The 19,520-nt window shown below is 73.7% G+C and carries 17 protein-coding genes and 1 riboswitch; of the genes, 13 read left to right on the top strand and 4 right to left on the bottom strand.

The features are described from left to right. Positions 1-24: 24 nt before the first annotated feature. Together BJ999_RS35565 and BJ999_RS35560 are read left to right on the top strand one after the other, a co-directional pair. Positions 25-756 (top strand): ABC transporter ATP-binding protein, encoded by a 732-nt coding sequence (locus BJ999_RS35565; RefSeq protein ID WP_218935392.1) that lies wholly within the window; start codon positions 25-27, stop codon positions 754-756. Continuing rightward, positions 756-3,182 carry an ABC transporter permease gene (locus BJ999_RS35560; protein ID WP_179837317.1) on the top strand — a complete coding sequence of 809 codons (2,427 nt, stop codon included), beginning with the start codon at positions 756-758 and terminating at the stop codon, positions 3,180-3,182. Before BJ999_RS35565 ends, BJ999_RS35560 begins: the two co-directional genes overlap by 1 nt. A gap of 6 nt (positions 3,183-3,188) precedes the next feature. Here the strand turns inward: BJ999_RS35560 and BJ999_RS35555 are convergent, their stop codons facing one another. Together BJ999_RS35555 and BJ999_RS35550 are read right to left on the bottom strand one after the other, a co-directional pair. Then, on the bottom strand, positions 3,189-3,938 hold the full coding sequence (locus BJ999_RS35555) for an SDR family NAD(P)-dependent oxidoreductase (protein WP_179837316.1): 750 nt from the start codon (positions 3,936-3,938) through the stop codon (positions 3,189-3,191). Continuing rightward, positions 3,938-4,633: an SDR family NAD(P)-dependent oxidoreductase gene (locus BJ999_RS35550; protein WP_179837315.1), complete on the bottom strand. Its 696-nt coding sequence runs from the start codon at positions 4,631-4,633 to the stop codon at positions 3,938-3,940. Before BJ999_RS35550 ends, BJ999_RS35555 begins: the two co-directional genes overlap by 1 nt. Before the next feature lie 177 nt (positions 4,634-4,810). Here BJ999_RS35550 and BJ999_RS35545 point away from each other — a divergent pair, with 177 nt between their 5' ends. The 10 genes from BJ999_RS35545 (at position 4,811) to hpnH (ending at position 15,617) form a co-directional block, all read left to right on the top strand. Next, a complete protein-coding gene (locus BJ999_RS35545; protein WP_179837314.1) occupies positions 4,811-5,854 on the top strand; it encodes a PucR family transcriptional regulator in 1,044 nt (347 codons plus the stop codon). Positions 5,855-6,347: 493 nt separating this feature from the next. Next, positions 6,348-7,151, top strand: coding sequence for an SAM-dependent methyltransferase (locus BJ999_RS35540; protein ID WP_179837313.1), 804 nt, complete (start codon positions 6,348-6,350; stop codon positions 7,149-7,151). Positions 7,152-7,289: 138 nt separating this feature from the next. Continuing rightward, entirely contained in the window at positions 7,290-7,709 is a 420-nt protein-coding gene (locus BJ999_RS41585) for a helix-turn-helix domain-containing protein (RefSeq protein WP_218935391.1), read from the top strand. Between the two features lie 12 nt (positions 7,710-7,721). Then, a complete protein-coding gene (locus tag BJ999_RS41580; protein ID WP_338070801.1) occupies positions 7,722-8,210 on the top strand; it encodes a DUF5753 domain-containing protein in 489 nt (162 codons plus the stop codon). 315 nt (positions 8,211-8,525) lie between these two features. Next, entirely contained in the window at positions 8,526-9,392 is an 867-nt protein-coding gene (hpnC, locus tag BJ999_RS41575; protein ID WP_218935389.1) for a squalene synthase HpnC, read from the top strand. Continuing rightward, a complete protein-coding gene (gene hpnD / locus BJ999_RS41570) occupies positions 9,393-10,253 on the top strand; it encodes a presqualene diphosphate synthase HpnD (protein ID WP_218935388.1) in 861 nt (286 codons plus the stop codon). Beyond that, the gene (gene hpnE / locus BJ999_RS35525; RefSeq protein WP_229809981.1) at positions 10,250-11,650 is read left to right on the top strand and encodes a hydroxysqualene dehydroxylase HpnE; all 1,401 of its coding nucleotides are present in this window, start codon (positions 10,250-10,252) and stop codon (positions 11,648-11,650) included. The genes hpnD and hpnE overlap by 4 nt, the downstream gene beginning before the upstream one ends. Beyond that, on the top strand, positions 11,647-12,657 hold the full coding sequence (locus tag BJ999_RS35520) for a polyprenyl synthetase family protein (protein ID WP_179837312.1): 1,011 nt from the start codon (positions 11,647-11,649) through the stop codon (positions 12,655-12,657). The genes hpnE and BJ999_RS35520 overlap by 4 nt, the downstream gene beginning before the upstream one ends. Before the next feature lie 31 nt (positions 12,658-12,688). Next, positions 12,689-14,551 carry a squalene--hopene cyclase gene (shc, locus tag BJ999_RS35515; protein ID WP_179837311.1) on the top strand — a complete coding sequence of 621 codons (1,863 nt, stop codon included), beginning with the start codon at positions 12,689-12,691 and terminating at the stop codon, positions 14,549-14,551. 61 nt (positions 14,552-14,612) lie between these two features. Then, positions 14,613-15,617, top strand: coding sequence for an adenosyl-hopene transferase HpnH (gene hpnH, locus BJ999_RS35510; protein WP_179837310.1), 1,005 nt, complete (start codon positions 14,613-14,615; stop codon positions 15,615-15,617). A 79-nt stretch (positions 15,618-15,696) separates the two neighbouring features. Here the strand turns inward: hpnH and BJ999_RS35505 are convergent, their stop codons facing one another. Next, positions 15,697-16,398: an NlpC/P60 family protein gene (locus BJ999_RS35505; protein WP_179837309.1), complete on the bottom strand. Its 702-nt coding sequence runs from the start codon at positions 16,396-16,398 to the stop codon at positions 15,697-15,699. 10 nt (positions 16,399-16,408) lie between these two features. Beyond that, positions 16,409-16,547, bottom strand: a riboswitch (cyclic di-AMP (ydaO/yuaA leader). Positions 16,548-16,868: 321 nt separating this feature from the next. Here BJ999_RS35505 and BJ999_RS35500 point away from each other — a divergent pair. Beyond that, positions 16,869-18,344: an MFS transporter gene (locus BJ999_RS35500; protein WP_179837308.1), complete on the top strand. Its 1,476-nt coding sequence runs from the start codon at positions 16,869-16,871 to the stop codon at positions 18,342-18,344. Positions 18,345-18,459: 115 nt separating this feature from the next. Here BJ999_RS35500 and BJ999_RS35495 read toward each other — a convergent pair whose 3' ends face one another. Beyond that, positions 18,460-19,497, bottom strand: a complete 1,038-nt coding sequence (locus BJ999_RS35495) for a cobalamin-independent methionine synthase II family protein (protein ID WP_179837307.1) — start codon at positions 19,495-19,497, stop codon at positions 18,460-18,462. Positions 19,498-19,520 lie beyond the last annotated feature (23 nt).

The following is a 19,520-nucleotide window of genomic DNA, read 5'->3' as shown; positions in this document are numbered from 1 at the left end:
CCGCAGGTCACAAGACTGGCAGGCATGAACGACGCGGTGCGCATGAACGCGGTGAGCAAGGTCTACGGACGGGGCAGGGGAGCGGTGGCGGCGCTGCGGGAGGTGACGGCGTCCCTCCCACGGGGCCGCCTCACGGCGGTGATGGGGCCGTCCGGCTCGGGCAAGAGCACGTTCCTGCACTGCGCCGCGGGTCTCGACACGCCCACGTCCGGCACGGTCCGGCTGGGGGACACCGAACTGTCCTCCATGAACGAGACGAGGCTGACCGAGCTGCGCAGGCGGCGCGTCGGCTTCGTGTTCCAGGCGTTCAACCTGGTGCCGTCGCTGACCGTGGAGCAGAACATCACCCTTCCGCTCCGCCTGTCGCGCACGCGCCCGGACAAGGCGTGGCTCACCGAGGTGGTCGCCCGCGTCGGGCTGGCGGACCGGACCGGGCACCGGCCCGGGCAGCTGTCCGGCGGGCAGCAGCAGCGGGTCGCGATCGCGCGCGCCCTGGTGACGCGCCCGGACGTGGTGTTCGGGGACGAGCCCACGGGCGCGCTCGACACGATGACGGCGCGGGACGTGCTGACGCTGCTGCGGGACACCGTGGACGGCATGGGCCAGACGGTGGTGATGGTCACGCACGACCCGGTCGCCGCCTCCTACGCCGACACGGTGCTGTTCCTGGCGGACGGACGGATCGTCGACACGATGGACGCCCCGTCCAGCGACAGGGTCGCCGCCCGCATGACCCGGCTGGGAGCGTGGAAGTGATGCTCGGAATCGTGCTCGGCACGCTGCGCCATCGCAAGGCGGGCTTCGCGGGGGCGTTCGCCGCGCTGCTGTGCGCGGCGGCCCTGGTCTGCGCGTGCGGCATCCTCCTCGACACCGGCCTGCGCGGCTCCGTCGCGCCGGAGCGGTACGCGGGGGCGCCGGTCGTCGTCACCGGCGACCAGTCCGTCCACCAGGTGATCGTCAAGAAGAAGGGCAAGCGCAAGCACAAGGCCAAGCCGCTCGCCGAGCGCGTGTGGCTGCCCGCCTCCGTCGCCGCGAAGGTCCGGGCGGCGGACGGCGTCCGGGGCGTCGTCACCGAGGTGACGTTCCCCGCCGAGATCGGCGCCGCCGCGAAAGACCGCCCGTCCTGGGGCCACGGGTGGGAGTCCGCGGCGCTCACCCCGTTCACCCTCCGCGAGGGCCGCGCCCCGGCCGCGGACGACGAGATCGTGGTCGACGCCGCGACGGCGCGCGCCCACCGCCTGCACCCGGGCAAGGCGGTGCGGGTCGAGTCCGCCGTCCCCGGCACCTACCGCGTCGTGGGCGTGACCCGGCAGGCGCTCGCTCACCAGACCGCCGTCTTCTTCTCGACGGCTCAGGCGGCCCGACTGGCCGGCCGCGACGGCATGGTCACCGCCGTCGGCGCGCACGGCCCCGCCCGTGCCGTCGAGGAGGCCGTGCGCGGCACCACGGCGACCGTCCACACCGGCGGCGACCGGGGGCGGGCGGAGTTCCTCGGCGCGGAGAAGGCGCGCGTCAAGCTGATCTCCCTGGGCGGCGCCCTCGGCGGGACGGCCCTGCTCGTCGCCGTCCTCGTGGTGTCCGGGACGTTCGCGCTGTCGGTGCGGCAGCGGGAGCGGGAGATCGCGCTGCTGCGGGCGGTCGCCGCGACGCCGCGGCAGGTCCGCCGGATGATCGGGGGCGAGGCGCTGCTGGTCGGGCTCCTCGCGGGACCGCTCGGCGCGGCGGCCGGCCTGCCGCTGGCGTTCCGGCTGCGGGACGAGTTCCGCGGGCTCGGCGCCCTCCCGCCGAACCTGGACCTCGTCGTCGGCCCGTTCCCGCCGCTCGCCGCCGCGCTCGCCACCGTCCTCGCGGCCGTGGCCGCCGCCCGGATCACCGCCCGCGGGGCGGCCCGGGTCCGTCCCGTCGAGGCCCTCGGCGACGCGGCGACGGGCCGCGCCCGGCTCGGCGCCGTCCGGATCGCGGCCGGGCTCGCCGTCGCGGCCGGGGCCGCCGTCCTGACGGTGCTGCTGGCGCACCTCGACACGGAGGCGGCGTCCAGCCCGGTGACGATGCTGACCGCGATCGTCTGGACCGCGGCCGTCGCGCTCCTCGGCCCCGCCGTCGTCCGGGCCGCGACCGCCGTGCTCGCCGTCCCGCTCCGGCGCCTCCCGGGCGGCGGGCACCTGGCGGCGGCCAACCTCGCCGCGGGCGCGCGGCGCCTGGCGTCCGTCGTCACCCCGCTGACCCTGATGATCGGGCTGACCTCGACGATCCTGTTCACGCAGACGACGATCGGCCACGCCGCGACACGGCAGGCGAGCGAGGGCACGGTCGCCGCGCACGCCGCCGGTCCCAGGGTTCCGCACGGCACCGCCGAGCGGATCCGCCGGACGCCCGGCGTGACCGCCGTGACCGAGGTCCTGCACGGCACCGTCCGGGTCGGCCTGGAGAACTACGGCGTCCAGGGCGTCACCCCGGAGGGCCTCGACCGCACCATGGACCTCGACGTCCGGGCCGGGTCGCTCGACCGTCTGGACGCGTCCGGCATCGCGGTCGGCGCCACCGCCGCCCGGCGCCTCGGCGTCCGGCCCGGGGACCGGCTGCCGCTCACCCTCGGCGACGGCACGCCGTTCGAGCCCACCGTGGTCGCGGTCTACGGGCGCGGCCTCGGCTTCGGCGACCTCACCGTCGACCGCGACCTGCTGGCCGCCCACGTCGACGACCCCCGCGGCACGCTGCTGATCGCGGGCGGTCCCCCGCGCGGTCTCCCGGTCGCGGCCCCGGGCGCGCTCGCCGAGGCGGGCCCGGCGGGGAACGCCGAGATCGCCTACGTCGCGATGGGGCTGATCATCGCGTTCACCGCGATCGCCGTGGTGAACACCCTCGCGATGGCCACCGCCGGCAGGTCCCGCGAGTTCGCCCTGCTGCGCCTGGTCGGGACGACCCGGCGCCAGGTGATGGCGATGCTCGGGTGGGAGACGCTGGCCGTCGCCGTGATCGCCGCCGTCCTCGGGACCGCGATCGCCCTCGCCACGCTCACCGCGTTCGGCGCGGGCATGACGGGCGGCCCCCCGTCGGTCCCGCCCCTCGGCCACCTGGGGGTCCTCGCCTGGGGCCTCGCGCTCGCCGCGGCCGCGACGTTCCCGGCCGCACGCCTCGCCATGGCCGCCCGCCCCGCGGAGGCCGTGGGCGCCCGCGAGTGACGCCGGTCAGGCGCGCGAGCGGATGGTGCCGCCGTTGACGTGGAGGATCTGGCCGACGAGGGTCGGGAGGCGCTCGTCGGCCAGGAACGCGACCGCCGCCGCGACCTCCTCGGGGGTCGCGATCCGGCCGAGGGGCGTCCGGGCGGCGTACCGGGCGCGGATCTCCTCGACGCCCACCCCCGCCGCCGCCGCGTCCCTCTCCAGCAGCGGCGTGTCGATCGCACCCGGCGCGACGGCGTTCACCGTGATGCCGAGGGGCGCCAGTTCGCGGCCGAGCGACTTGGCGAGCGCGATGACGCCCGCCTTGGACGCCGAATAGGCGCTCGCGTTCGGCCATCCGATCACGCCCCACTCGGACGCGACGAACACCATCCGGCCGCCGCCGCGCTCGACCATGCCCGGCATGACGGCCTGCGCGCACGCGAACGTCCCGCCGAGGTCCGCGTCGATCGTCCGCCACCAGTCGCCGAGGTCCTCCACCTCGGTGAACGGGGCCATCTCCAGCCGGGCGGCGCAGGTGACGAGGAGCGCGATCTGCCCGCCCGTACGGCGCTCGACCTCCGCCACCATCGCGCTCACAGCCGCCGGGTCGGAGACGTCGGCCGACGCGGCGACGCCGTTCAGTTCGGCGGCGAGCCCGGCCACGTCCCGTCCGGGCTGGTCGTTGAGAACGACCAGGCGGCCGTCGGCCGCGAGCCGGCGCGCCACGGCCGTGCCGAGCCCGCCGGCGGCCCCGGTGATCAGCGCGATCGTCATCAGAGCACCGTCCCGGCGTTCGGGGAGAGGACCTCGCCGGTGCAGAACGTGGCGTCCTCGATGAGGAAGGCGGCCGCGAGCGCGACCTCCTCCGGGGACGTCAGCCGCCCGGCCGGCAGACCCTGCAGGAAGGACGGCCTGCGCCAGGGCGAGTCCGATGGGAGCATCGGCGTGTCGGTCGGGCCGGGCGCCAACGCGTTCACCCGTACCCCGGCCGGTCCCAGCTCCGCCGCCAGCGACCGGAGGAACCCGATCACCGCGCCGGTGGCCGCCGAGTAGTGCGCCTCGGCGCTCGCGCCGCCGACGGCGAGGTGGGAGGCGACCGCCACCATGCTGCCCCGGCCGCGCTCGGCCATCCCCGGCGCGACGGCCGAGCACACGTTGACCACGCCGCCGAGGTGCACCCGCAGCATCCGCCGCCAGTCGGGCCAGGCGATGTCGGACACCGGGACGATCGAGTGGCGCCCGGCCGCGCACACCGCCGCCTCGACCGGGCCGAGCTCGCGCTCGATCCGCCGGACCGCCGCGCACACCTGCGCGGGTTCCGCCACGTCCACGCTCACCGAGTGGTCGGTGTCCGGGGCCTGGCGCAGGTCGAGTCCCGCCGTCCGCCAGCCGCGCCCCGCCAGCTCGCGCACCAGCGCGGAGCCGACGCCACCGGCCGCCCCGGTGACGAGCACGACCCGCCCGTCCATGAGATCACCTCGCAAACGCTCCGAAAGCACCAGGCAAACCCGGCATAACCGCTGGTGACAAGCGACATGGGGATTTCTTGGCCGAACCCACCACGGCGCGCCCGACCTTTCGTGCACTTGCCCAAAACACGGTCACGGGCGCGGGACGGCGCCCGGCCGGGGTGAGAGGGTGAGGCTGTGACCAGCGATCCCGCGCTGCCGCACGTCACCGTCCGGCAGCTCCTGGAGGTGCCGCGCTTCCGGCTGCGCCTGGTCGCCGGGCAGAACGGCCTCGACCGCCCGGTCCGCTGGGCGCACTCCACCGAGCTGCTCGACCCCGCCCCCTACCTGCGCGGGCACGAGGTCGTGCTGACGGTCGGCGCGTCGCTGCGGGACGCCGGCGCGTGCGCCGCGTTCGCCGACTCGGTCAAGGCCGGCCGCGCGAGCGCGATCGGCTACGGCGTCGGCGACATGACCGACGCCGTACCCGAGGAGCTGCGCGCCGCCTGCGACCGCGTCGGCCTCCCGCTGCTGGAGGTGCCGCCGGAGATCCCGTTCCTCGGGTTCACCGAGTGGTTCGCCGAGCGGCTCGCCTCCGCCGGAGACGAGCGGCACGAGCGGGAGGAGACCGGGCGGCTGCTGCGCATGGTGCGCGACGGGCTCGCGTCCGCCGAGGCGCTGCGCCCCCGGATCGACGACGCCGGGCTCGACCACGCGTCCCTGCTGGTGATCGCGATGGACGGCGCGGTCGAGGAGGAGCTGCCCGGCGTCCTCGGCCTGGACGACGACACGGCGCTGCTCGTCACCAACGACGCCCACGCCTGGGCCGAGCCCGCCGGGGTCGGCAGCCCCGGCCCGCTGGAGCACCTGCCGCTCTCGCTCGCCGAGAGCCTCACCGCGCTGGACGCCGCGCGCCGCACCGGCGGGGTCGTGCACGCCGCCGACCTCGCCACCTTCCAGGCCCTCCTCGGCCGCCTCGACCAGGACCAGCTGGCCCCGTTCGCCGAGCAGATCGGCCGGCCGCTGAGCGACTACGACGCCGCGCACGGCACCCGCCTCATCGAGACGCTGCGCACCTTCCTGGACATGGGCGGCGCGGTCGGCGCGACGTCGCGGGCCCTGTTCCTTCATCCGAACACCCTGCGCCACCGGCTGTCCCGGATCGAGTCGCTGACCGGCCGCGACCCGATGCGGTTCGAGGACCGGGTGGCGCTCGCGATCGCCGTCTGGGCGGGCCGCTGAGGGCCGTCCCCGGCCGGGCGGTCCTGGGCTGGATGAGTCGAATGCCCGAAACGCCGCATTCCAGGGCGGTGATCAGGTGCGGGCGGCGCCATCGCCGTTTCCAGAATCATCTGCTATGGACGGTCTTAGGGGGCTTGGGTCTTCGTAATGAGGGCGGCCTGTTACGGCAAAATCTCGAAAAAGAGTGACAATGAATTCCCGGATGGCGCGGTCCGGTCAACATGGCGGCGCGGACAGCCATCCCTGTCTTCGCCGTAAGTGATCATTTCGGTCGTCCGTCGATGTCCGCCCGGCGGGTCCGTTCTCGGATCACCTTCGTCACACCGGGCGCACGCGCCCCACCGTTTTCGGCGTTCTGACCACCCTGCGTATTCATTATCGTCCTGAATGGGCAGGCGGACAGGTCCGAATTCCGCTTTTTCGGCCGCTCTTGAGGTGCGGGGTCTAAGTTTGCCGCGAGAGGTGCCCGTACCTGCTGGAAGGAGCGTCAGACATGACGGATGCCACCCGGGGCCCGGGAAAGGGATCGGACGCCAAGATCAACACTGATGTCCCGCAGTCGGCGCGGATCTGGAACTACTGGCTCGGGGGGACCGACAACTACGAGATCGACCGGGTCGCCGGCGACCACTACGTCAGGCTCTACCCGGGCATCGTGGAGATCGCCCGCGCCGGCCGCTACTTCATGGACCGGGCGATCCGGTTCCTGGCCCGCGAGCGCGGGATCCGCCAGTTCATGGACTGCGGGACCGGCCTGCCCACCGTCGACAACACCCACGAGATGGCCCGCCGCGCCGCCCCCGACGCCAAGGTCGTCTACGTCGACAACGACCCGCTCGTCCTCGCGCACGCCCGCGCCCTGATGAACGAGGGCCGCACCTCCTACATCGACTGCGACCTGCACGACCCGAAGACGATCATGGATCGGGCCTCGGAGCTGCTGGACCTGTCCCAGCCCGTCGGGCTGATGATCATCGGTGTGCTGGGGCACATCGTCGACCCGGACGAGGCGTACGACGTCGTCCGCGGGCTGATGGACCCGCTGCCGTCCGGGAGCTACCTCATCCTGCACGACTCCACCGACGAGGACGAGAGGTTCAACGCGGCGCAGCGCGCCTACGACGAGACCGGCGCGATCCCGTTCCGGCTGCGCACCCCCGAGTTCATCCGCGGCTACTTCGACGGCCTGGAGATCGAGGAACCGGGTCTGGTGACGAGCGGGGCGTGGCGCCCCGAAGTGGGGCCGATCGAGGGCGCGAATCTGCCGACCAGGTGCGGGGTGGCCCGTAAACCCTGACGCGCCGTGCCGAGAACCGCCTCCGGGGGCCGGGCCACGTGGCCCGGACGGTAGGTAACATACGGTCTTATCTCCGACGCGCAGCGTGAACTATAGTCGGAGCGGTCGTCCATGCCGTCTTCCGATGAGGAGTCCCCCTTGGCCTCCGTCACGATCACCGGCAACAGGAAACCGGCGCCGGCGCGGAGCTCTCCGGCCGGTACGGTCCGCGCGCAGGGCGACCCGCTCGTCCCGCGCATGCTGCTCGCCAGGCGGCTCCGCGAGCTGCGCGAGGCGGCCGGTCTGTCCCGGCCCAGGGCGGGCCTGGCGATCGGCGCGTCCGAGTCGAAGATCACCCGGCTGGAGCTGGGCCGCACCCGTGCCAAGGCCGGCGACGTCGCCGGGCTGCTCGATCGCTACGGCACCGACCCCGGCGAGCGCGCGACCCTGCTCGCCCTCGCCGAGCAGACCGGCGCCCGGCCCTGGTGGCACGGCGACGGCGACATCGTGCCGCGCTGGGTCCGCGACTACCTCAGCGCCGAGCAGGCGGCCAAGCTGGTCCGCACGTTCGAGGCCTAGTTCGTCCCCGGCCTGCTGCAGACCGAGGACTATGCCCGCGACCTGGTGCGCCGCCTGCGCCCCGAGTCCGAGGCGGAGGTCGAGCGGCGCGTGGAGTTCCGGATGCGGCGCCAGCGCGTCCTGCGCCGCCGGCCGCGCCCGCTCAACCTCTGGGTCGTGCTGGACGAGGGGGCGCTGTGGCGTCCCGCCTGCGCGCCCGCGACGATGCGCATGCAGATCCGGCACATCATCGAGCAGTGCAGGCGGCCCAACGTCACCATCCAGATCGCGCCGCTCGGCATCTCCGGCCAGGTGGCCGGCGACGGGTCGCTCACCCTCGTCCGGTTCCCGCAGCAGGGGCTGCAGGACATGGTCTATCTGGAGCGCCCCGACAATGCCGTCTATCCGACGCGGCGCGCCGAGATCGAGCACCACTGGCACATTTTCAACACGCTGGTCACCGAGGCCGCACCGCCCGAGCAGACGCCGCGGGTACTCGCGCGAATCCTCAGCACCTACTGAACCGCCCACCGAACCGCCCACCGAACCGGCCGCCGCCCGTTCCGCCCGGCCCGTGGCCCCCGTCTCGCGGGGGCCACGATCATTTATGGGTGAATACGCGATGACCACCGGTGATCGCCCGGCCTTCCGATTCCATATTCCCGCCTGACCGCTTCCGGCCTATATTCATAAAGGACGGAAATTCGGGAGGCTCAGCGCCGTCGACCGGGGACGTACGCATCATGGGCCCCGTCGACGGTCATGTTTACCGGTCGGTCACCCGGTTAACGGGCATCGATGTACGCCCCCGCGCCGCCACCGCCCCAGGGGAACACCATGTCCGTCAGCGAGCGTTTGTGGAACGCCACCGAGGAACGCCGGGCGAGGACCGAACTGCAGTCCGGGGAGAACTTCCCCGTCGCCTCCCGGCTGCTTCCCGCGCGCCACCGCGCGCACCTGCTGAACGTGTACGGGTACGCCCGGCTGGTCGACGACATCGGCGACGAGGCGCCGCCGGGCGAGCGGGCCGGCCTCCTCGACCTCGTCGAGCGCGACCTCGACCGCGTCTACGCCGGGGAGCGGCCGGAACTGCCCGTGCTGCGCGACCTGGCGGGGACGATCGTCGCCCGCCGCATCCCCGCCGAGCCGTTCCGCCGCCTGGTCCAGGCGAACCGCCAGGATCAGGACGTCACCCGGTACGCGACGTTCGACGACCTCGTCGGCTACTGCGCGCTGTCCGCCGATCCGGTCGGGCACATCGTCCTGCACGTGTTCGGCGCCGCCACGCCCGACCGGCTGCGCCTGTCGGACAAGGTGTGCACCGCGCTGCAGGTCATCGAGCACTGCCAGGACGTCGGCGAGGACCACCGCAACGGGCGCGTCTACCTGCCCGCGGACGACCTGCTGCGCTTCGGCTGCACCGAGGACGACCTCACCGCCGCGGCGACCCCGACCCGGCTGCGCGGCGTCGTGGCGCTCCAGGCGAAGCGGGCGCGGCGCATGCTCGGCGAGGGCGCCGCCCTCACCGGCGGGCTCCAGGGGTTCGCGCGGGTCGCCGTCGCCGGATACGTCGCGGGGGGCCTCGCCGCCCTCGACGCGCTGGAGCGCGCCGCCTACGACGTCCTGCCGGGCCCGCCACGGGCGGGGAAGGTGCGGCTGCTCGCCGAGTGGTCGCGGACCATGGGAAGGAGAAGGGCAGCATAGATGGACGCATCCACCGCCTACCGGCACTGCGAGAGCGTCGTACGCTCCCAGGCGCGCAACTTCTCGTACGGGATCCGGCTGCTTCCCCCGCCCAAGCGGCGGGCCCTCAGCGCCGTGTACGCGTTCGCCCGGCGGATCGACGACATCGGCGACGACCACGGGGCGCCCGTGGCGGACCGGCTCGCGAAGCTCGCCGGTGAACGCGCGCGGCTCACCGACCCCGGCGCCCATCCCTCCGATCCGGTGCTGGTCGCGCTGGCCGACGCCGCCCGCGGCCATCCGATCCCCATCGAGGTGTTCGGCGAGCTGATCGACGGCTGCGAGGCCGATGTGCGCGGCGAGACCTACGACACCTTCGACGACCTCCTCTGGTACTGCCGCTGCGTCGCCGGCTCCGTCGGCCGCCTGTCGCTCGGCGTGTTCGGGACGGCCGACCCCGCCACGGCCGTGCCGCGCGCCGACGCGCTCGGCGTCGCGCTGCAGCTGACGAACATCCTCCGCGACGTCCGGGAGGACGGGGTGAACGGCCGCGTCTACCTCCCCGCCAAGGACCTCGTCCGGTTCGGGTGCCCGCTCGACCGTGACGAGAGGGGCCGGGTGACCGACGACCCCGACCGGTTGGCGAGCCTCATCCGCTTCCAGGCGGAGCGGGCGGGGCGCTGGTACGCCGACGGCCTGAGGCTGCTGCCCATGCTCGACCGGCGCAGCGCCGCGTGCGCCGGCGCGATGGCGGGGATCTACCGGCACCTGCTGCGGCGCATCACGGCCGATCCGCTGGCCGCCCTGGAGACGCGGACGTCCCTGCCCGCCTGGGAGAAGGCGACCGTGTCCGCCATGGCGATGGCCGGGATCCACCGGTGAGCGCCCGCGACGGCGGCCCGGCGGAGGTCGCGATCGTCGGCGGCGGGCTCGCCGGGGTCACCACCGCGCTGGCGCTCCAGGAGGCGGGGGTCCGCGCGACGATCTACGAGGCGCGGCCCCGGCTCGGCGGCGCCACCCACTCGTTCTCGCGGGACGGGCTGACGGTCGACAACGGGCAGCACATCTTCCTGAAGTGCTGCTCGGCGTATCGGGGGCTGCTCGCCCGGCTGGACGCGCTGGACCGCGTGCGCGTCCAGGACCGCTTCGACGTCCGCGTCCTGGCCCCGGACGGTCGCGGCGGACGGCTCCGCCGTGCGGCGCCCACCGGCCGGCTCCGCCGTGCGAAGGCCCCGGGACCGCTGCACCTGCTGCCCGCGCTCGCCGGGTACCGGCTGCTCTCGCCGTCCGACCGGCTGCGGGCGGTCGGCGCGTCGCTGGCGCTCGACCGCGTCGATCCGGCCGACCCGTCGAACGACCGGATCAGCATGGGCACCTGGCTCGCCGAACACGGGCAGGGCTCCTGGGCGCGCGAGGCGCTCTGGGAGCTGTTCGTCACGGCCTCCCTCAACGCCCGCCTGGACGGCGCCGCGCTCGGTCCCGCCGCGTTCGTGTGCCAGACCGCGCTCCTCGGCCGCTCGGACGCCGCCGACATCGGCGTGCCCGCGGTCCCGCTCGGCGACCTGCACGGCACGCTCCCGGCGGCCAGGATCGAGCGTGACGGCGGCCGGATCCGCCTGAACGCGAAGGTCACGGCGATCGACGCCGGGCCGAAGCTCGTCGTGAACGGCTCCCCGGTCGGCGCCGACGCCGTCGTCGTCGCCGTGCCCCACCGGGCGGCGGCCGCGATCGTCCCCGAGGAGGCGGCCCCTGAACGGGCGCGCTGGGGCGGCCTCGGATCCAGCCCGATCGTCAACGTCCACGTCGTCTACGACCGTCCCGTCCTGCGGGTGGACGGTGCGGACCTGCCCTTCGCCGCGGCGGTCGGCTCGCCCGTCCAGTGGGTGTTCGACCGCACCGCGGTCGGCGGCCTCACCGGCGGCGGCCAGTACCTGGCGGTCTCGGTCTCGGCGGCCGACCGCTGGATCGACACGCCCACCGCCGAGCTGCGCGCGGTGTACCTCGCCGAACTGGAGCGGCTGTTCCCGGCCGCCCGCCGCTCCCGCGTCACCGACTTCTTCGTGACACGGGAGCGGCACGCGACGTTCCGTCAGAGCCCCGGCAGCGACGCGCTGCGTCCCGCGTCCGCGACCCGGCTGCCGTGGCTGTTCCTCGCCGGCGCGTGGACGGACACGGGCTGGCCCGACACGATGGAGGGAGCCGTGCGCAGCGGTCTGACCGCGGCCCGACTCGTCCGCCGCCACCTGCACCGGACGACCTCGGAGGTGAGCGGCCGATGACCGCCGTCCCGACCTCGGTCACCGGCGGGCGCGCCCTGGTCGACCAGGCCATGCGCGCCTGCGCGGAGCGGCTCGACCCGTGGACCCGACGCGTCGTCGCCTACCACCTCGGGTGGACCGACGAGAACGGCGAGCCCGCCGCCGCGGGCGGCAAGGCGCTGCGTCCCGCGCTGGCGCTGCTGTCCGCACGGGCCGCCGGCGCGTCCGAGGAGACGGCGCTGCCCGGCGCCGTCGCCGTCGAGTTCGTGCACGCGTTCTCGCTGCTGCACGACGACATCATGGACGGCGACCGGACCCGCCGGCACCGTCCCGCCGCGTGGACGGTGTTCGGCCCGTCCGCCGCCATCCTCGGCGGCGACGCGCTGATGGCGCTGTCGGAGAACCTGCTCCTGGAGCAGCAGACGCGCGGCGCCCACTGGGCGGCGCGCGCGCTGACCGCCGCCACGCAGCGGCTCATCGCGGGCCAGGCGCTCGACATCGGGTTCGAGCAGCGCGACGACGTGACCCTCGACGAGTGCCTGACGATGGCGGCGGGCAAGACCGGCGCCCTGCTCGCCTGCGCCTGCTCGATCGGGGCGATGCTGGCCGAGGGCCCCGCCCGGCTCGTCACCCACCTGACCGGGTTCGGCGCCGAGATGGGCCTCGCGTTCCAGCTCGTCGACGACCTGCTCGGCATCTGGGGCAGCCCGGACACGACCGGCAAGCCCGTCCTGGCCGACCTGCGGGCGCGCAAGAAGTCGCTGCCGGTCGTGTACGCGCTGAACGCCGGGCGCCCCGAGTCGCGGCGGCTCGCCGCGCTGTACGCCGACCCCGGGCCGCCGTCCGAGGACGCCCTGCGGGAGATGGCCCGGCTCGTCGAGGCGGCGGGCGGACGGGACTGGGCCGCCGCCGAGGCCGACCGCCGCGTCGCCGCCGCCGGGCGCCACCTCGACGACTCGGGCGTGGACGATCCCGTGGCCGCCGAGTTCCACGACATCGCGCTGTTCGTCACCTCCCGGGACCACTGACCCGCCGCGCCGGCGAGAAGGGAAGCGCTGCATGACCACCACCGACGTGTCCGGACTCACCGGCGCGGCCGCCGCCGTGGAGGCGGCCCGCGACCACCTGATCGGCCTTCAGTCGCCCGAGGGCTGGTGGAAGGCCGAGCTGGAGACCAACGTCACCATGGACGCCGAGGACCTCCTGCTCCGCCAGTTCCTCGGCATCCGCTCCGACGCCGACACCAAGGACGCGGCGCGCTGGATCCGCTCCCGGCAGCGGGACGACGGCACGTGGGCGAACTTCCACGGCGGCCCGGCCGACCTGTCCACGACGATCGAGGCGTACGTCGCGCTGCGGTTCGCCGGCGACCCGGTGGACGCCGGGCACATGCGCGAGGCCGCCGCGTACGTGCGGGAGGCGGGCGGGATCGAGGGCAGCCGCGTCTTCACCCGCATCTGGCTGGCGCTGTTCGGGCAGTGGTCCTGGAACGACCTGCCGGTCATGCCGCCCGAGCTGATGTTCCTGCCGAGCCGCGTCCCGCTGAACGTCTACGACTGGGCGTGCTGGGCGCGGCAGACGATCGTCCCGCTGACGATCCTCGGGTCGTTGCGTCCCGTCCGGGCGCTGCCGTTCGACCTGCCCGAACTGCGCTGCGGCGTCATGCCGGCCAAGGACGCCCGGGGCTGGGGAGCGGCGTTCAACGCCCTCGACCGCGTCCTGCACGTGTACGAGAGGCGGCCGGTGCGCCCGCTGCGCCGGGCGGCGCTGCGCCGGGCCGCCGACTGGATCATCGCCAGGCAGGAGGCCGACGGCTGCTGGGGCGGCATCCAGCCGCCGTGGGTGTACTCGCTGATGGCGCTGCACGAGCTCGGCTACGGCCTCGACCATCCGGTCATCAGGCGCGGCCTGGACGGGCTCGAACGCTTCACGATCCGCGACGAGCGGGGGCGCCGTCTCGAGGCGTGCCAGTCGCCCGTCTGGGACACGGTGCTCGCCATGAACGCCCTGGCCGACGCGGGCGTGGCCGCCGACCATCCCTCGCTGCTGCGGGCGGCCGAGTGGGTGGTCGGCGAGGAGGTCCGCGGGCCGGGGGACTGGTCGGTGAAGCGGCCGGACGTCCCGCCGGGCGGCTGGGCGTTCGAGTTCGACAACGACGTCTACCCCGACACCGACGACACCGCCGAGGCGATCCTGGCGCTGCGCAGGGCGTCCTTCCCGAAGGCGGAGGAGCCGATCAGGCGGGCCGTCCGCTGGCTGGACGGGATGGCCTCGCGCGACGGCGGCTTCGGCGCCTTCGACGCCGACAACACCCGCGAGCTGTGCACCAAGCTGCCCTTCTGCGACTTCGGCGCCGTCATCGACCCGCCGTCCGCCGACGTCACCGCCCACGTCGTCGAGGCGCTGTCGAAGGAGGGCCTCGCGGAGTCGGCCGTGGTCAGGCGCGCCGTCGTCTGGCTGCTCAGGGCGCAGGAGGCGGACGGCTCGTGGTTCGGGCGCTGGGGAGCGAACCACGTCTACGGAACGGGCAGCGTGGTGCCCGCGCTCGTCGCGGCCGGGGTCCGTCCCGGCAGGCCCGCGATCCGGCGCGCCGTGGTCTGGCTGGAGGACCACCAGAACCCGGACGGCGGCTGGGGCGAGGACCTGCGCTCCTACGACGACCCCGCGTGGATCGGGCGGGGCGGGTCCACCCCGTCGCAGACGGCCTGGGCGCTGCTGGCGCTGCTCGCCGCCGGCGAGCGCACTCCGGCCGTGGAGGCCGGCGTGCGGTGGCTCGTCGACCACCAGCGCCCGGACGGCAACTGGGACGAGGAGCAGTTCACCGGTACCGGCTTCCCCGGCGACTTCTACATCAACTACCACCTGTACCGGCTGGTCTTCCCCGTCAGCGCCCTCGGCCGCTACCTGGACGGCGCGACATGAGGCGGGCGCGCGGGCCGGTGGGGGCCACCGAGTTCACCCTGCACAAGGAGGTCCGGACACCATGAGCATGCCGCTCCGCCAGAGCCTTCGCATCGGGGGCTACATCCTCCGCAACAAGCTGCGCGGCCGGGAGAAGTTCCCGCTCATCGTCGAGCTGGAGCCCCTGTTCGCCTGCAACCTCGCCTGCGCCGGCTGCGGGAAGATCCAGCACCCGCACGACGTGCTGAAGAAGCGCATGCCGGTCGAGCAGGCCATCGCCGCCATCGAGGAGTGCGGCGCGCCGATGGTCTCCATCGCGGGCGGCGAGCCGCTCATGCACCCGCAGATCGACGAGCTGGTGAACGAGCTCGTCCGGCGCAAGAAGTTCGTCTTCCTGTGCACGAACGCGCTGCTGATACCCAGGAAGATCGACAAGTTCACGCCGTCGCCGTACTTCGCGTGGGCGGTGCACATCGACGGCCTGCGCGAACGCCACGACGAGTCCGTCTGCAAGGACGGCGTCTTCGACGACGCGGTCGCGGCGATCAGGGAGTGCAAGCGGCGGGGGTTCCGCGTCACCACCAACACGACGATCTTCAACACGGACACGCCGCAGACCGTCATCGACGTCATGAACTACCTCAACGACGACCTCGAGGTCGACGAGATGATGATCTCGCCCGGCTACGCCTACGACAAGGCACCCGACCAGGACCACTTCCTCGGCGTCCAGGAGACGCGGGAGCTGTTCCGCAAGGCGTTCGGGAACGGCAACCGCAAGCGGTGGCGCTTCAACCACTCGCCTTTGTTCCTGGACTTCCTGGAAGGCAAGGTCGACTTCCCCTGCACGGCCTGGGCGATCCCGTCCTACTCCCTCTTCGGCTGGCAGCGTCCCTGCTACCTGATGTCGGACGGCTACGCGCAGACCTACCGGGAACTCCTGGACGAGACCGACTGGGACTCCTACGGAAGGGGACGCGACTCCCGCTGTGCCAACTGCATGGCCCACTGCGGCTACGAACCCACGGCCGTCTTCTCGACCCTCGGCTCCCTGAAGGAGTCCTTGCGGGCCGTCCGCTCCGTCTGACCCGTCTCGCTCCCCGGCCCGTTCCGCCCGGCACCGGCGATCCGCCGATGCCGGGCGTTCCCGAGGCCTTCCGGGCGGCCTACTTGAGGGACGTCGGCCGGTACGCCTTGTACTCGTCGTCCGAGGACAGCCCGTAGTCGAGCGTCCGGTGGTCGGTTCCGTACCGGCCGCGCTGCTCGTAGGCCCAGTACGACGAGTGGTCCTTGTCGGCCCACTTCTCGAAGATGACGACGTGCCGGGTGGTGTTGCTGCCCAGGGCGTCCATGACGAGGTCGCCCTTCTTCAGCTCGGACATCTCGATGCGCTCGGTGTACCGCGACGAGGTGAGGCCGACGGTGTTCGTCCCGGGCTTGGACAGCCCCAGCGCCATGGACACGTAGCCCGAGCAGTCGGTGCGGTAGCCGTTGTGCGTGCTGGTCTGGCTGTAGGGGATCCGCTGGTCGGAGTGCGGATGCCAGGTCTCGGCCCGCGTGATGACCTTGGACCGATCGTCCGGCTCCGGCTCGGCGGCCTGCTTCTGGGGCTCGGCCTTCGTCGACGGCTCGGCCTTCGCCGGCGGCTTGAACTCCTTGTGGACCTGGGCCTGTGCTCTGACCTGATCCTGCGGCGCGGTCCGCTGCTTCGGCACGGTCTGGACGGCGGCGACCGTCTCGGTGGACGCGTGCTGCAAGGCCGTCGGCACGGCCGCCGTCACGCCGAGGACGGCGAGACCCGTCAGCGTGACCGTGGCCCAAGGGTTGGGCCGGGGAAAACGCGAGGGCTTGTTGTGCTTGCCTTTCAAAGGGGGGCTCCTTGCTTCCATGTGCCGCCTACCGGGTTAGCTGACGGGTTCGGACGTGGAAGTCGCCCTACGGCCTGAGCAGGCCGATTCACCCCAGTGCGGGTTGGGTCCCCGGCTCCGCGCCATGGCGGACTCGGCGGGTGCCGCTGAGAGAGAGCGGCGCTGACGATGTGCGGGCCCGGTCGACGAGGGGGTCGCGGGCCTTGTTGCGCGGGGATGGCACCCCGGCCCACCTGAGTGGGACAAAACGCCTGGAAGGCGTCTCGAAGTGGCAAAGGTACTGAAATCACCAAGGGACGGCAAGGTCCTCGCAGATCATTTCCGCAGCTCAGTGCCCTGCCGACCCGCGCGAACCCCGCCGCCCAGGGGGATCCGAGGGATCGGCCGGTTTTCGCCGCCCCCATAGACGGAGGAGAAACCTCCAGTTACTATCTGGAGGAAGATCCTTCGTTTAATGGGAGGTGGGTTCCATGACCGCCATCACGGCGCGGACCGCGTCCGGCCCGTCCGCGGGCGCCCCGAACCGGCGCTGGGCGGCGCTGGTCGTGATCGCCGTCGCGCAGCTGATGATCGCCCTCGACGCCACGATCGTGAACATCGCGCTGCCGACGGCCCAGCACGCGCTCGGCTTCGGCGACGCCGACCGGCAGTGGGTGATCACCGCCTACACCCTGCCCTTCGCCGGGCTGCTCCTGCTCGGCGGCCGGATCGCCGACCTGGTCGGGCGGCGCCGCAGCTTCCTGGCCGGGCTGGCGGGGTTCGCGATCGCCTCGATGATCGCCGGAGCCGCGCCCGGCTTCGAGGTCCTCGTGGTCGGGCGCGCCTTGCAGGGGGCGTTCGCCGCGCTGCTCGCGCCCACCGCCCTGTCCCTGCTGGCGGTGACGTTCACCGAACCCAAGGAGCGCGCGAAGGCGTTCGGCGTGTACGGCGCCGTGGCGAGCAGCGGCGCGGCGGCCGGGCTGCTGCTCGGCGGCGGGCTGACCCAGTACGCCGACTGGCGCTGGTGCCTCTACGTCAACGTCGCGATCGCCGCGGCCGCGTCGGTGGCGGGACGCATCGTCCTTCCGGCGCCGCCGAGCTTCCCCGGGTCGCGCCTCGACTGGATCTCCGCCGTCCTCGTCACCGGCGGCCTGGCCGCCGTCGTGTACGGTGCGGGCGAGGCCGCCCCGCACGGCTGGGACGCGTGGCAGACCACCGCGCCGATGGGAATCGGCGCCCTGGCCCTCGCCCTGTTCGTCGTGCGCCAGGCCACGCACGGCGCGCCGCTGCTGCCGCTGCGGATCCTCGCCGACCGCAACCGGGCCGGCGCCTACGTCGCGGTGGCCACCGCGGTCGTCGGCGCCTTCGGGGTCTTCCTCACGCTCACCTACTACCTCCAGGTGGTCGCGCACTTCTCCCCGATGCGCACCGGGCTGGCGTTCCTGCCGATGGCCGTCGCGAACTCCGCGAGCGGCTACCTGGTCGGCGCCCGGCTCACCGGGCGCGTGCCCGCCCGGCTGCTGATCGCCGGCGGCCTGCTCATCGCCGCGGCCGGGCTGGCCGTCCTCACCCGGCTCGACGCGGGCAGCGGCTACGCCACCGCCGTCGTCCCGGTCGAGGTCCTGCTCGGGATCGGCATGGGCGCCGCCTTCCCGCCGGCGTTCTCACTGGCGACCGCGGGCGTCTCCCCGCGCGAGGCCGGGGTCGCCGCCGCCGTCGTCAACGCCGCGTCCCAGATGGGCGGGTCGATCGGGACCGCCGTCGTCAACACCGTCGCGATCGGCGCGACGGCGGGGTACCTGCGCGAACACGGCCCCGACGGCTCACGCGTGAGCGCCCTCGTGCACGGCTACACCACCGCGGCGACCGTCTCGGCGCTGGCCCTGACGACCGTGGCCGTCCTGGTGATGCTCCTCATCCGCACCCCGGCGCCGTCGGACACGACCACCGAGCACAGCTCCCGATGAGCGCCGTCCCTTCCCCTGAGCGCACCTTCGAGAGGGCGCCCAGGGGAAGCCGGTCCGCCGCAGGCGTGCCGCCGGTCCTGAAGGCACGGGAGCGGTCCTGGAAACGGGTGGCGGGTCAGAGGCCCAGCTGGGCGGCGGCCAGAGCGGTGCCCTCCACGCGGGCGGCGATCTTCGCGAAGGCCGTGTCGCGGGACGTGGAGGTGTCGTCGGCGAACGGGGAGAAGCCGCAGTCGTCGCAGGTGCCGAGGCGGTCGACGGGCAGGTGGCGGGCGGCGGCGAGGACGCGGTCGCGGATCTGCTCGGGCGTCTCGACGCGGGGGTCGATGGGGTCGACGACGCCGACGAACACGCGGGCGTCCGCGGGCAGGTGGTCGGCCACGATGGCCAGGATCCGGTCGGGGTCGGGTTCGCTGGCCAGCTGGAGGTAGAAGGCGCCGGCCTTGAGCTGGAAGAGCTTGGGCAGCAGCCCCGCGTAGTCGACGTCGAGGCTGTGCGTGGAGTCGAGGTCGCCGCCCGGGCAGACGTGCACGCCGATCCGGGCGCGCTCGTCGGCGGAGAAGCGCTCCAGGACCCGGTTGTTGAGCGCGATGAAGGCGTCCAGAACGCCGCCGCTGGGGTCGAGCTTGAGCGACAGGCGCCCCTCGGTGAAGTCGAGCTGCACCACGTGGGCGCCCGCGTCCAGGCAGGAGCGGATGTCGGCCTCGGCCTCGTTGACGAGGTCGTCCAGGAACATCTCGCGCGGGTAGCCGTCGATGCCGTCGGCCGGGTACAGCAGACTCAGCGCCGAGGGCGCGATCACGGCCTGCTTGACCGGCGCGGTCGCGTGGCGCTGGGCGGCCCGCAGGTAGTCCACGGCGTGGCCGGTGTAGCGGAACGGGCCCGCCGTCAGCCGCGGCAGCTGCCGCTGGTGTCCGTCGGCGAACGGGATGACCGCGCCGTCGGGGGCCAGGTCCGCCAGACCCGCGATCGGGTAGGTGGCGAAGCTCGGCTTGGACTGCTCGCCGTCGGTCACCACCGGAGAGCCGAGCTCCTCCAGCCGGCGGAGGGTGTCGCGCACGGCGCGCTCCTGGGCGGCGGACAGCTCGGTCGGTGAGGCGGCGAGCAGTTCCTGGGGACGCGGGATGCTGCCAATGGGCTCAGTGGGGAGGGACATACGCCGAGGTTACGCTACTCAAA

This window comes from Actinomadura citrea (genome assembly GCF_013409045.1).
Lineage (GTDB): Bacteria > Actinomycetota > Actinomycetes > Streptosporangiales > Streptosporangiaceae > Spirillospora > Spirillospora citrea.
The sequence above is the reverse complement of the archived record's forward strand: the minus strand, read 5'-3'. Positions and strand labels throughout refer to the sequence as shown.